This window comes from Roseimicrobium gellanilyticum (genome assembly GCF_003315205.1).
GTDB lineage: Bacteria > Verrucomicrobiota > Verrucomicrobiia > Verrucomicrobiales > Verrucomicrobiaceae > Roseimicrobium > Roseimicrobium gellanilyticum.
In genome coordinates this window covers 334098-347837 of record NZ_QNRR01000004.1, presented here as the reverse complement: position 1 = coordinate 347837, position 13740 = coordinate 334098, and the positions used below count along the sequence as shown (strand labels likewise).

General features: G+C 60.4%; 5 protein-coding genes. 3 read left to right on the top strand and 2 right to left on the bottom strand.

Annotated features, from left to right (window positions below; genetic code table 11):
• Positions 1-312: 312 nt before the first annotated feature.
• The 3 genes from DES53_RS13870 to DES53_RS13860 all read left to right on the top strand — a co-directional run bounded on the left by DES53_RS13870 (position 313) and on the right by DES53_RS13860 (position 7237).
• Entirely contained in the window at positions 313-1005 is a 693-nt protein-coding gene (locus DES53_RS13870; RefSeq protein ID WP_113958864.1) for a PIG-L deacetylase family protein, read from the top strand.
• Between the two features lie 48 nt (positions 1006-1053).
• Positions 1054-2460: a right-handed parallel beta-helix repeat-containing protein gene (locus DES53_RS13865; protein ID WP_113958863.1), complete on the top strand. Its 1407-nt coding sequence runs from the start codon at positions 1054-1056 to the stop codon at positions 2458-2460.
• 196 nt (positions 2461-2656) lie between these two features.
• A complete protein-coding gene (locus tag DES53_RS13860; RefSeq protein WP_113958862.1) occupies positions 2657-7237 on the top strand; it encodes an ATP-binding protein in 4581 nt (1526 codons plus the stop codon).
• Between the two features lie 40 nt (positions 7238-7277).
• Here DES53_RS13860 and DES53_RS32985 read toward each other — a convergent pair whose 3' ends face one another.
• Positions 7278-8000: a hypothetical protein gene (locus tag DES53_RS32985; protein WP_170157100.1), complete on the bottom strand. Its 723-nt coding sequence runs from the start codon at positions 7998-8000 to the stop codon at positions 7278-7280.
• 253 nt (positions 8001-8253) lie between these two features.
• Entirely contained in the window at positions 8254-13557 is a 5304-nt protein-coding gene (locus DES53_RS13850) for a serine/threonine-protein kinase (RefSeq protein WP_113958861.1), read from the bottom strand.
• Positions 13558-13740 lie beyond the last annotated feature (183 nt).

Below are 13740 nucleotides of genomic sequence, written 5' to 3'. Positions count from 1 at the left end.
GGATCGGGCTGTCGCCTCGTCTCCACCTCACAACGATATCTCCTCTCAGGAGGGCGCATTTGATTGGTGGGCAATCCTGAGAGCGAATTTGTATCCCTCCTCAGCTTCTCTGTGTCTCTGCGTTGAATCCAATGCAGCCCGCCACACCCAGCACCCTCGATAGACGCCACATCGTCCAGTGATCCGGAAGTGCCCACTACTGATTAAAAAGGCACCGTCTTCCCTACGTACGCCGCTCTGTCCCAATCAAAAATCGCAAATCATAAATCACAAATCCCCAGCCATGGCGTATTTGAACCTCCATCTTCAGCCATGCCCCTCCCCCAGACCATCCTCGCCATCGGCGCCCACTATGACGATTGCGTCTTCGGTATTCCCGGCATCCTGCTACAGGCCGTGCGCAAGCACCACCGGGTGGTCATCCTCTCGCTCATCGGCGACTACACAAACTGGCCGCCGGTGCAGGGACGCGAACCGCAACTCCTGGAAGTGACCAAACAGCTCGCCCAGGAGCGCGGCATGGAGATGCGATTCCTGAAGCACGCTTCCATGCACTTCCGTCTCGGTGAGGATACCCAACGCGAGGTCGCGGAGATCGTGGAAGAGGTGAAGCCCACCACCTCCTTCATGCTGTGGCCCCACGATCGCCATCCCGATCACGAATCCGCCGCCTCCATCTGCAAGGCCGCGCTCATGCAACCGCGTACCATCCTGGGACGCGACTGTCCGGCGCCACGCCGGGTCTTCTGCTATGACAATGGCCCGCGCCACACCATCGGCTTCGAGCCAAACACGTTCGTGGACGTGACGGCCGAGTGGCCTGCCTCCATGGAGTGGCTCGGCAGGCTCATGGCCTTCGTGAACAAGAAGGAGTATGACGCTGCCACCCTCGACTCCAGCCGTCAGGCGAAGGAATCCCTCGCCCGCTACCGCGGCGCGACTTGTGGCGTGAAGTACGCCGAGGCCATCTGGTCGATGACCGCCGCGCCCGTGGAAATCCTCTGACCATCACCCTCCATTTCCAGCACGCATCATTTTCCCTCACACCATCTCATGAAGCATTCGCCCCTGTTCACCACTCTCTGCCTGACCGTCACGGCCGCCCTCCTTGCCTCACCGCTCCATGCGGAGGAAATCAAAACCGTCCGCGACTTCGGCGCAAAAGGAGACGGCACCACGGATGACACGGCAGCCATCCAGAAGGCGGTGGACTCGGGGCACGGCAGCCTCATTTTCACGAAGGGTACCTACAAGCTGACCAAGTCCATCACCATCAATCTCGATACCACGGGCTTCACCTCCCTCACCGGAGATGGCACTCCGCGCATCGTGATGAGCGGTGCGGGACCGGCATTTCATTTTGTCGGCACGCATGAAGGCTCTGCCGCTCCTTCTGATTTCAAGCCCAATGTCTGGGAAAAGCAACGCATGCCCATCGTGCGCGGCATTGAAATCGTGGGCGACCACAAGGAGGCCAATGGACTGGAATTCACCGGCGTGATGGAACTCACAGTCACCGAGACGAACATCCGTGAATGCTTCCACGCCATCCACTTCACGAAGCGCAATCGCAACCTCATCGTGTCCAACTGCCACCTGTACCACAACCGCGGCGTCGGCGTGCTGTACGACCAGGTGAACATCCACCAGAGCAACATTGTGGGCTGCCACATCAGCTACAACGCCGGCGGTGGCGTGGTGACGCGTGGTGGGAACGTGCGCAACCTGCACATCGGCACGTGTGACATTGAGAGCAACATGTCACCCGACACACCTCCCACGGCGAACATCCTCATCGACTGCACCGGCGGCTCCACGGGTGAGGTGGCGGTGACCGGCTGCACCATCCAGCACAACAGCAAGTCCCCCGGCAGCGCGAATATCCGCGTACTCGGCACTGGCACGCTCAGCGAAAAGAAAATGGATCCCACGAAGGAGGGCCACATCGCCATCACGGGAAATATCTTCAGTGATGTGATGGTGAACATCCACCTCGACAACGCCCGCGGCGTGAACATCACAGGCAACACCTTCTGGGAGGGCTTCGAGCACGACCTCCTGATCGAAAACAGTCACGCCGTCGTCGTGGGCCCCAATGACTTCGACCGCAACCCGCGCTACGTCGTGAACGGCAAATGGGCCAAGGACATCAATGGCCTGGTGTTCCGCAATTGCTCCGACAGCAAGCTCGACGGCGTGCTCGTCAGCGGCGTGTGGAACAAGGATGCAGCCGTGCTGCTGGAAAACTGCGACCGCATGACCGTTACCGACTGCAGCATTCTCGACAGCGATGGCATCGGCCTCTGGATGAAAAACTGCACGCGCACCAAGGTCTCCGACAACGTGATTCGCGACGATCGTGACGAGAAAAAGATGACGCTCTCGCTCAAGGTGGAGGGTGGGAAGGAAAACACCTTTGACGACAATGTGCTAGCCAATGGAAGCGAAGGTTTGAAGTGATCAGGCGCCTCGCGTCCAGGGGAGATCAAGATCGCAGGCAGGCAAGGCTGGGGATTGTTCCTGAGCCTTGATTCATGATGCAAATCACATCGTGGGATCCGCCCTTTGTCTTGCCTCGTAAGCTTGAACGGTGATAACTTCGGAGGCTGCGCTCAGGCGCAGTCCAGCACGCTGACTCCCCGGTCTCCCCACGGACATGTTAGAGCTTGAATCATCTCCCACCATTTCCTCCTCGCAGGACGTCCTTGCGGGCGGGGGTGAAATGGGAGCGCGCATGCGCGAAATCGACTGGAGCACCTCACCACTGGGTCCGGTGGAGCAGTGGCCGCAGAGCCTGAAGACCTGTGTGCGCATCCTGCTCACCTGCCGCCAGCCCATGTTTGTATGGTGGGGAGAGCAACTCATCAATCTCTACAACGACGCATACAAGAGCATCGTGGGAGGCAAGCATCCGGAGGCACTCGGCCAGCCCGCCTCCGTCGTCTGGCGCGAAATCTGGGACGCCGTGCAGCCCCGCGCCGAGTCCGCGATGCTGAAAAATGAAGGTACCTACGATGAGGCGCTGCTCCTCATCATGGAGCGCTACGGCTATCAGGAAGAGACCTACTATACCTTCTCCTACAGTCCGGTTCCCAATGACCAGGGCGGAGCCGGTGGCATCATCTGCACGAATACGGATGACACTCAGCGCATCATCGGAGAGCGGCAGCTTACTTTGTTACGCGAGCTGGCCACGTCCACGTTGGATGCGCGCACCGTGCAAAGTGCCTGCACCCAGAGCGTAGGCGCGCTGAAATCTAATCGCCGGGACCTGCCCTTTGCCATGATCTATCTGGCGGATGGCAGCAATACCTCTGTCACCCTGGCAGGCACCTCCGGCATTGCAGCCGGGCATGAGGCCGCTCCAGCGACAGTGCCTCTGGAGTCGCCATCCCGGTGGCCATTCTCCGAAGTACTCACCCAGCATCAGCCTCGTCTCGTGGACCTCTCCACCGACTTCGGAACGTTGCCAACCGGTGATTGGGACGCACCCCCCAGGCAGGCTGCGGTGCTGCCGATTTCCATCGCGGGTGATTCAGGGTTCAACGGCGTGCTTGTCGTCGGTCTCAGTCCCTACCGCCAGTACGACTCGGAGTATGAAGGATTCATCTCTCTGGTCGCCGGGCAGATCTCCGCCAGCTTCGCGAGCGCCCTTGGCTATGAGGAGGAAAAACGCCGTGCGGAAGCTTTGGCGGAAATCGACCGCGCAAAGACCGCCTTCTTCAGCAATGTAAGCCACGAGTTCCGCACGCCGCTCACCCTCATGCTCGGTCCGCTGGAGGATGCCCTGCGGCAGCCGGAGGCCAGCATGGACGCACCGGTGCGGGAGGAACTGCAGGTGGTGCATCGCAATGGTCTGCGCCTGCTGAAACTGGTGAATGCCCTGCTGGACTTCTCACGCATCGAGGCCGGCCGCATGAAGGCCCAGTACGAGCCGCTGGATCTGGCCACGCTCACCGCGGAACTCGCCAGCGCCTTCCGCTCTGCTGTGGAGAAGGCGGGCATGACGCTGAGCGTGGACTGCCCTTCCCTCTCAGCGCCAGCGTATGTGGACCGTGAGATGTGGGAGAAGATTGTGCTCAATCTGCTTTCAAACGCGTACAAGCACACCTTCGAAGGCAGCATCCAGGTTTCTTTGCGGGAGAATTCCGGCATGGCCTGCCTTTCCGTGAAGGATAGCGGCATCGGCATCGCACCGGAGGTGATGCCCCGTCTCTTTGAGCGGTTCTTTCGCGTGGCGGGCTCACGCTCCCGTACGCACGAGGGCAGCGGCATCGGCCTCTCACTGGTGCAGGAGTTGGTGAAACAGCACGGGGGCAGCATCACGGCAGCGAGCGAGCCCGGTGAGGGCAGCACCTTTGAAGTAAAGATTCCCCTCGGGCATGCGCATCTGCCCGCAGACCGCATTGGCCTGGGACGCAGCTCTCCCATGTCGCTGCATGCGGACGCCTTTGTAAAAGAGGCCATGCGCTGGGCAGACACCGGCGTTGCAGAGCATCCTCTGGATGATGTGCCGCTGTCTGCATCACCCCCAAAAACGGAAGAAGCTGGAGACATGCCCCGCGTGGTGGTCGCGGATGACAATGCGGACATGCGCGACTACCTGCGACAGCTCCTCTCGCCCTCCTATCGTGTGACTACGGTGGGAAACGGCATGGACGCGCTCAATGCCGTCCAGAGCGAACCCACGGATCTGGTGCTCACCGACATCATGATGCCCGAGCTCGATGGCTTCGGACTGTTGCGCGAGTTACGTGCCGATCCCCTGACCAGGGACATCCCCATCATCATGCTTTCCGCGCGGGCCGGTGAAGAGGCTCGCATCGAGGGTATCGATGCCGGTGCGGACGACTACCTGGTGAAACCCTTCAGTGCGCGGGAGCTGCTGGCCCGCGTGGCGGCCAACCTGCGCCTCGTCCGGCTGCGTCGGGAAAATGCCGCCCGGGTGGAGAGCATTCTCGAAAGCACGAGTGATGCCTTCATCGCAGTGGACCACACCTGGCGCATCACCTATGCAAACAGCCGCTATCGCAAGATGGTGGAGCCATTCGTAGATGCCTCCCAGGATCTCGTGGGGCAGAATCTGTGGGAGCACGTTCCCGGGCTGGCCGAGTCTGAGGCAGGCGATCGCTATCGCCATGCGATGCGCTCTCAGGAGCCTGACTCCTTTGAGGTGTATTATGATCCCCTGCATATCATCATGGAGGTGCGCGCCTTTCCCTCGCCAGGGATGCTCTCCATCTATCTGCGTGACATCACCCAGCGTCGCGCCACGGAGGAGGCCCTGCACGACACACGCGACCGCCTGGAAGCGACTCTGAGCGCCGCTGAAATCGGCACCTGGACCTGGGACATTGAAAAGAACGAGGTTACCGCAGATCGGAAGCTGGCCCAGCTCTTCCCCATGATGGAGTCCGGCCACCCCACCACCGTGGATGACTACATGCAGCAGGTGCACCCAGATGACCGCATGCGTGTGCAGCAGGACATAACCTCGGCGCTCTCGGGAGGGCGTCCCGGCTTCGAATGCGACCTGCGGCTTGTCATGCCTGACAGCAGCATCCGCTGGGTGACTGCTCGTGGCCGGGTGCAGCGGGATGAGGAGGGGCACGCCGTGCGTTTCCCCGGTGTGCTCGTGGACATCACCGCGCGCAAGCGCGCCGAGGAGGCTCTGCGCAGCAATGAGCTCCGCCTGCGCGCGATTTTCAGCCAGGCGTCCACACTCATCGGCATCGTCGGTCCCGATGGCGTGCTGCTGGACAGCAATGATGCCGCCCTGACCGCAGCCAAGGTCCGGCTGAACGAAGAGAAAGGCAGGCCCTATTGGGAGACCTCCTGGTGGAATCAAGACGCCCAGGTGCAGGCGCGCATCCGCACCGCCATTGAGGGTGCCGTGCGTGGAAAGCCCTCCCATTTTGAAACCATGTACTTCGCCGGTGAAGGCAGCAAGCGCTGGGCTGATGTGCACGTAACCCCCGTCACAGATGCCGGAAAGCTCGCGTTCATTCTGGTGGAAGGACGTGACATCACAGAACTCAATGAAGCCAGGACCGCGCTGGTGCAGGCTCGCGATGGCGCGGAGCGTGCCAGCCAGGCGAAGGATGATTTCCTCGCCTCCCTCTCGCACGAGCTGCGCACGCCCCTGAATCCGGTGCTATTGCTGGCCACAGAAGCCGCGCGGAACTCCGCCTTCCCCAAGGAAGCGCGGGAGGACTTCGATACCATTGCGAAGAATGTGATGCTGGAGGCACGGCTCATCGACGACCTGCTCGACCTCACCCTCATCACCCGTGGAAAGATGCCGCTCGACATGGGGTTGCGTGACGCCCATGAAATCCTGCGCGACGCCGTCTCCACCGTGAACATGGAGATGGATCAAAAATCCATCGCGCTCACCCTGCGTCTCGCCGCTCAAGAGCATCAGGTGTGGGGAGATGCCGTCCGCCTCCAGCAAGTATTCTGGAACATCCTCAAGAACGCGGTGAAGTTCACGCCCTCAGGAGGCAACATCACGCTTTCCACGCGAAACAGTGGTCCGGACAATGACCTCATCATCGACCTCACGGACAGCGGGATTGGAATGACCGGGGAAGAACTCGCGCGGGTGTTTGACTACTTCACACAAGGCGAGCACGCAGGTGGCGGCGGTTCCCATCGCTTCGGCGGACTCGGACTCGGACTCGCCATCTCCCGCATGCTGGTGGAGATGCATGCAGGCTCCATCCGGGCCAACAGCGCCGGACGCAACAGTGGCACCACCATCACCATCCGGCTCGCTACCTCCAAGATGTCGGCCTCCGGCCGAGTCACACTGCCACCGGAATTCCGCGAAGCGGTGCCAGTGATCCTCGTGGAGGACGACGAGTTGCCCTCCAACCTGCGTATTCTACTGGTGGAAGATCACGAGCCCACGCGTGTGGCGCTCGCCCAGCTGCTGAAGCGCAGGAAGCATGTGGTGACTACGGCAGGCACCGTTGCCGAAGCCCTCGCTGCAGCGGAGAAAAACACCTTTGACCTGGTAATGTCCGACATTGGTCTTCCTGACGGCACCGGAAATGATCTCATGCGGGAACTCCGCAGCCGCTACAAGCTGCGCGGCATCGCTCTCACGGGCTACGGCATGAGCGAGGACATCGCTCGCACACAAGCCGCCGGCTTCATGGCGCACCTCACGAAACCCATCAGTGTGCAGTCACTGGATCAAGCCCTGCTGGCAGCGCATGATCGGCTGATGTGAGTGAAAGGATCCATGTAGGCGACTCAAGGTCACGCAGGGGTCATCGCATCTTGATGCCCTGCTTCGGACCATCAATTCCCATGCCCTGCTGCGGCAGGGAGAGTCCAGTGGCCTGACGCACCGTCAGCTTGTGTTCCTTGTCGTCCTTGCCGCTGACCGTCCGGATTACGTCCGCGATTCCGGCATCAGGTTCTCCGCCGCTCTGCCCTCCCAAATCTGCGAGACCACCAAGTCCACCTCCGCCTCCGCCGCCCATGCCAATGCCTCCACCACCTCCTCCCATGGACATCCCACCGCCGCCAACTCCCGGCATGCCCACGGCAGCACCCGCCACCATGGTCGCTGCTTTTACTCCGGTCTCGATCACCTGTTTACCAACTTCGATCGCGACATCCGCAATCTCCTGCCCCACTTCGGCCATTTGCTGTCCCATCCCTTCCAACTGCTGACCGATGTCAGTGTCACCACCGCCTTCGTCGCCCCCCGTGATGTCCTGAATTCCAGAACCCATCATGTTGGTAAACTTCGCCGCTCCCTGGCCCGCGCCCTCGGGCCCATTGGCCATGTCTCCCAATCCCTGGGACGCCGTCTTGAATGCATCATTTCCCTGTCCTTGCCCCTGTCCCTGGCCTTGACCAAACATCGAGCTCAACTCACCCGATTGGGCAAGCACATCACGCACCTTCATCTTGCCGGGTGATTGGCCATCCAGCCCCAAAGACGACGGCATCTCGGGCGCGTTGGTATCTTGTTCTTCCGGCATGACAAGAGTTGGGGGAACAATTCAGACTCCAGACTGGATAAGACTCGTGCAAAAAGGGAAGCCTGTCCAGAACCGGACTCCCTGCTGGAGTAATGCGGCACTTCTTCGGAAAGGTTACGTGGGCGACGTGGAAATCGTGTCCAGTCGAGAATTGGCAATTCAGGGTGAATTGACCACCACTCTCCCCTCGTTTCGCAGAAGATCGCGCAGCTCGACATCCCCCTGAAGCCACTCACCAGCCCGGTCTTCAGCTTCAAGGTGGGTTGCCCTGAGGAATGCAATGGGAGACCTGATACCGACCACGTTGAGGCTCGCGATCACGAACCTCAGGCATGATGCAAACAGCCGCTATGCCATACGCGGGAGGCTCATAAGCGATGTTCACCACCGCCAGATCATCGCTGGAGGTTGAAGAAAGGCTGAACGAGGCCAGCGTATGCTGCAAGAACTGCCGGGCAAGTTGCTCCAGCGCTTCAGATTTGCCCGGCCAGTCTCCACGCACCTCCTTCTCAAGGGCATTCCACGCAGTGCTCAGATCCTCGGGTACTTCACCCGGACTCTGCGCACGCATCTTTGAAAGCTCCTCCGGCCCGAGACGCAGATAAGGTCTAAGGAAGGTGAGCCGATTGCCAATCTTGGGATCTTTGAGACGGCCAAGCGCGGCCGGATCCATGAGGGAAGCCATGCTTTCAACATCGCGCAAGGCACATGCATGGATGAACGCACGACCGGTATTAGTGGCCGAATCACAAAGGTAGCTGGGATCATGCGTGCCGCTCCCTTCGCTTGGACGCATGAGTGGTTCCGTCGAGTCCAGTGCCCTCAGGCACGCTATGGCACGCCGCATCCCATCGGGTGCAGCGGTGATCGTGTAGGCATACTTGTCAGAAGAAATCTCGAAGGTCTCCTGCGGACCAGAGAGGATGCTCTTCAGCCAGCGCTCAATTTCCTCTCGAGAATGTGGCGTGGCAAAGGTGAGCTTGATGGTGCGCGTGGTCGTCACGAGTTTCGCGACAGAATCACCAGGGGGCACCGCCAATCCCGAAGAGTGCGCGCCTGGAGCAGATGCCTGGCCCCATTCCGCCGACGCTGTAGCATCGAGCTGCCCGAGATCCTTCTCCAGCAACTTCCGCTCACCCTCATCCGTGACGAGCGCGGCTTGTGCCTTGGCACTACCGAGGTGCTGACGGAAGCGCTGGATGTTCCCTTCTTTCAAGGCGGCCCGAGCCAGAGCCTCGTAAGCATAACCAAGATAGAACGGTGGCTCCTGTACGCTGGCCGCGAGACATAGTCGGGCACAGATTTGTGCACTGTACCACTCTCCCAGCAGAGCATAGACACGCGAGAGTTGCCAGTACCCTACAGAGAGGTTCCTCGTCTTGCAGTCGTCCCTCTGGCGCCAGTGCGCGAGCGAGCCATGGGCATACGAGCGCATTTCCGCAGCTTCTTCACGAGACCATTGAGTTCTGTCCATCAACTCCCAGGCACGATTGAAGTATTCCACGGATAGTTTCCTGTGGTCTTCACCATCGCCCGACTCGTAGGCCTTCCCATAGGTTTTGCCGAAGCCCCCCAGAAGGCGCTCAACCGCGATGAGATTGGGATCATTGAAGGCCAAGCTTCTGGCCATTTGCTCGTACGACATGAGCATGCCAAGACGATCCTCGCCGGGGACCAGAAAGGAGATCGTTGCATTCACGTAGCAGTTCCACATCTGACTGTCGTGGCTTGATGAGGGTGGGCGATGAAAAGACCTCCGCAGATGCTCCAGTGCTTTTTGCGTGTACAGAGGAGCAAAGGCATAGCATTGACCTGCGTGAAAATGCAGGTTGGCGCCATTCACCTGCTGCGCCTCCGTTTCCAGTTCGGGATGCAGCGCCAGGTACCGCTCGATGAGCTCTGCCGCCTCGCGATATCGTCGCACATCTGCAAGTTGCCGCCAGTACTGGTGGGGCGTTTGGTCGAATGTCTTCCAGTCAAGCGCGCGGAGGGCTGCATCAGAGGTATCCATAACAGGCGGCTCCGAGGCTGGAGCAGCGTGAAGCTCCTTCGCTTTCTCCGAGAGTGCATCGATGACGGTTTCCGTGGCCTGGATGCGATTCTCCAGCTCTCTTATCTTGGGATGTTTAGGCAGGAAGGTGTGAGTCAGGTTTTCCCGCTCCTCCCTCCACTTGGCGAGGTTGAAACGTAGCTTTTCCAATTCCTCGGCATGGAGGGCGCCGGGTGCCTGGGTCACGGGTTTGGGAGGCACAGGTTCAGACGGAGCCTCCTCCACCGCTTCAGGCTGCTCCAGATCCGCGAGTAACCTGAATTGCATCTCACCCTGATATACCTCCCTTTCTTTCGTTCGAACCTGGAATAGGATGCCGGATGCCGCGCGGCCAGGCACGGGGGACATCTGCCACAGGGGACGCAGGTCGCTTCCGGCTGCGCGTGCGGTCTCGGCGTCAGGAAAAGCGAAGGCGACCTCCATGGTGCTAGAGCCCCGGTAAAGCACATGCGGTGGACGTGCCGGAACGGGCCCCGGCATCGCCACCTCACCTTCGTATGACTTCCGGGCAAGCTCATGAGCTTCTCCACTAAGGCGGGGTCCCCGCATACTGGTCTTTACCGCCACCGCTTGAGTGCGAACCGTGGCCGTGAGCGTGACCACCAGCACATTTCCACGCACCCTGTGATTGTACTCAAAGGGAACCTCCACTACCGCACCCCGCGCTGAGTGTGAAGACGCCGTCCGGAAAAGCTGGCTCACTGCAAACACCACATAACCCACGGTAACCACGAGCAGGATTGGAAGGATGAAACTTGGGCCCCCATCCATACCGCGACGGCGGAACATCAGCAGCGCCCCGGCGACGCACGCTGAGGAACCCAGGACGATATACGTCAGCCCAAAGCCCATAAATTGGGGAAGGCGCGGCGGGAGTTGATCTCGAAGTTCAGCAGTCGCGGCCTGCCTGGAGTTCTGGACCGTGATCACCGCGCTTTGCACGCGTTCCAGATCACTTTGCAGTCTCGCCTTCGCAATAGCATCGGATGTCTGTGCCAGTTGAGCCTCCAGGTCACGAGCCGATTGCTGCAAGGCGTCCAGATTCGCCTCGTCAAGAATGGCACGCTGTTGCAGCATCGACTTTTGCCGGTGAAAAGCGGCCTGGTCCTGCGCCTTCTCGATGGCATGGGATGCCGCATACGCCAACGGGGCCACGACAGCAGCGAGCAGCATGAATATTCCCAAGGCCACGTGCCGCGGACTGCGTCTTGCTCCCCTGTCCACTCCCGGGCGCGGTCCACTCACCCTCCACAAGTGCCACGAGGCAAGGGGAAGTAAGAACGCACCCAGGCAAATCGCCGGTGTGATGAACGCCTCCGTTGGCGAAGGCTCCCAGTTGAAGGACGACTCACCCGCCACCGCGAGATAGATGAAAACCGCAAACCCCACCATGGGCAAGGATACCAGCCAGCCACAAACGGAAATCACACGCAGCCAGCGGCGCGTGGACGCTTCGGATAGCTTGCGTCGCGACAGCACCCAATGCGCGGCAACCGTGGATACACCCCATGTCACCAGAAACACGGAGATGAGAACCCGGTCCCTCACATGTCCACTCATCACTTCACGCAGCCAGTAGAAGAGGAAGGGAACGACAAACGCGGCGACGAAGCCCGCAGCCGCTGCCACAGGGCCACAGGACCGTGCATGCAAAGCTGCTGCACTCACTGCCGGAGCACCCCCCGGGGCAGCAGGACTCTTGCGAGCAATTTCGCTCCCCATCCCCTTCATAACGACGAATGATAAAATGAAAGTCGTGAAGAAGGCGTTGAGAGCGGGATTGGGTCCGTCACCCAGCAGGAGCATCATGAAGGCTGTCATGTGCCCTGACAGCGTTACCGATGTCCCCACGAACGCGAGGAATAGGAGTAGGTGGTGCCCCCACAAGATTCGAGTTTCCGAGGTCCGATCCACCATCGCCATCGCGAACGCCCGCTGCGCAGGGGGCAAGGCATCGCCAGCCCGTTGCTCTGCGGAGAAGAAACACCAGAAAAGAATCCAGAGAGATCCACCCACCACTCCCATGGCATAGGACAGGGTGAAGAAGTCCACCTCACGCTCCACCTGTGACGCTTGGGAGATGGTGCGCCCCACCACCTTGCCATCCGCATTCGTCACAGGCACGGTGGACTGGCGCATCGTCTGGATCCACCATCCATCGGGCACGCCAAACTCGCTTTTCACCTGCCAGTCGTCCTTGCTGTCGGCGCGGTTGTTCGGGTCCATCTGGAGCCATGGCGTGGGATCAACGCGATGCTTGGACACCGGCATCATGAAAAGAGCCGTAAGCAACGTGCCCGCCACGAGCATCCACCAGAAGAGCACCCGCCTGGTCTCGAAACTCCGCGCCACAAAGCGCTGCATCCAGGGATGAAACGGCCGGACCTTCGGTGCGGCATCGGAAACATTCGTGGGCAGAGGCGGAGGCGGAGCCGAGGTGGCGGAACTCACCTGCTCCACACGCGTGCGAAGTTCCGCCGCGGTCTGCCAGCGCATCTCCGGCTTCTTTTCCAGCGCGCGCAGCACGATCTCATCTACCCGCACATCAATGTGCAGATTCTTCAGTCGGGAACTTGTGGCTTCGATCTGCTTCGCTGGCAGTTCGCCTGTGAGCATCTCATAAAAAACGACGCCCAGCGAATAGATATCCGCCCGGCTGTCCACACGCTCAGGTGCACTCGCCTGTTCCGGAGCCATGTAGGCCGGGGTGCCCAAAGCCGTTTCAGGCTGGGTGACGCCAAGGGGAAGCGGCGCGGGCTCCACCGGTGCACTGCCCGTGGCATGAGCAGGTGCCCCATTTCCCAACATCTTCGCGATGCCGAAGTCGGCAATCTTCACCTGCCCACGCCTGTCCAGCAGCAGGTTCTCTGGCTTGATGTCTCGATGCACAATCCCACGCTCATGGGCATACTCCAGGGCATCACATAGCGGCGGGACAATGGCCAGCGCCTCTTCTGGAGTGAGCTTCCGCTGCTCCAAGAGCTGGCGCAGGTTCACGCCATCCACATACTCCATCAGGAGATAATAGAAGCCATCACCCACTCCTTCCTGCGATGAGCTGGTGATGCCAAAGTCATACACCGTGACGATGTGGGAGTGACTCAGCAAGGCCAGGGCTTGTGCTTCACGCGTGAACCGCTCCGCAAAGGCAGCATCTTTTTCCCGTTCCGGTGCCAGGAGCTTGAGTGCCACGAGGCGATTCAATGACTTCTGCCGCGCCTTGTACACCACCCCCATACCACCGCGGCCGAGGCACTCCAGGATTTCGAGTTGAGGAAAATGAGGCGCCAGCTCCGAAGGCGTCAACGGTGGTGATGGCGGCTTGGGCGGGGCAGCCGGCTGGGTGGGTGAGAGCGTCGGTTCCAGCGTGAGGTTCTGTAGCAGGCAGGCGGGGCACTGCCCCTCCGGCGCATCCGGTGGCAGCACCGCTCCGCAATGCGGACAGTTGCGCCCAGGTTTGGGTGATGACGATTCAGGCCCAGTCGGGCCGCTGTCGGAAGTGCTCATCACTGCATCACTTAAACATGACGGCGGGATTGTTGGGAGTTTTTTGGACTTATGGTGGGCAATGGATGATTTTTAGTTTGGTGGATGCACGGCCCACCGGTCCGCTCGCCTCCCCCCCTTCTTCCAACATCTCCCGCGACATCCTTAACTAACACAGGCACAGCTTTCACGACGCGCCCAACG

Coding starts and splice junctions, on each gene's coding strand:
- DES53_RS13860 (WP_113958862.1), top strand. CDS start 2,657: ATGTTAGAGCTTGAATCATCTCCCACCATTTCCTCCTCGCAGGACGTC.
- DES53_RS32985 (WP_170157100.1), bottom strand. CDS start 8,000: ATGCCGGAAGAACAAGATACCAACGCGCCCGAGATGCCGTCGTCTTTG.
- DES53_RS13865 (WP_113958863.1), top strand. CDS start 1,054: ATGAAGCATTCGCCCCTGTTCACCACTCTCTGCCTGACCGTCACGGCC.
- DES53_RS13850 (WP_113958861.1), bottom strand. CDS start 13,557: ATGAGCACTTCCGACAGCGGCCCGACTGGGCCTGAATCGTCATCACCC.
- DES53_RS13870 (WP_113958864.1), top strand. CDS start 313: ATGCCCCTCCCCCAGACCATCCTCGCCATCGGCGCCCACTATGACGAT.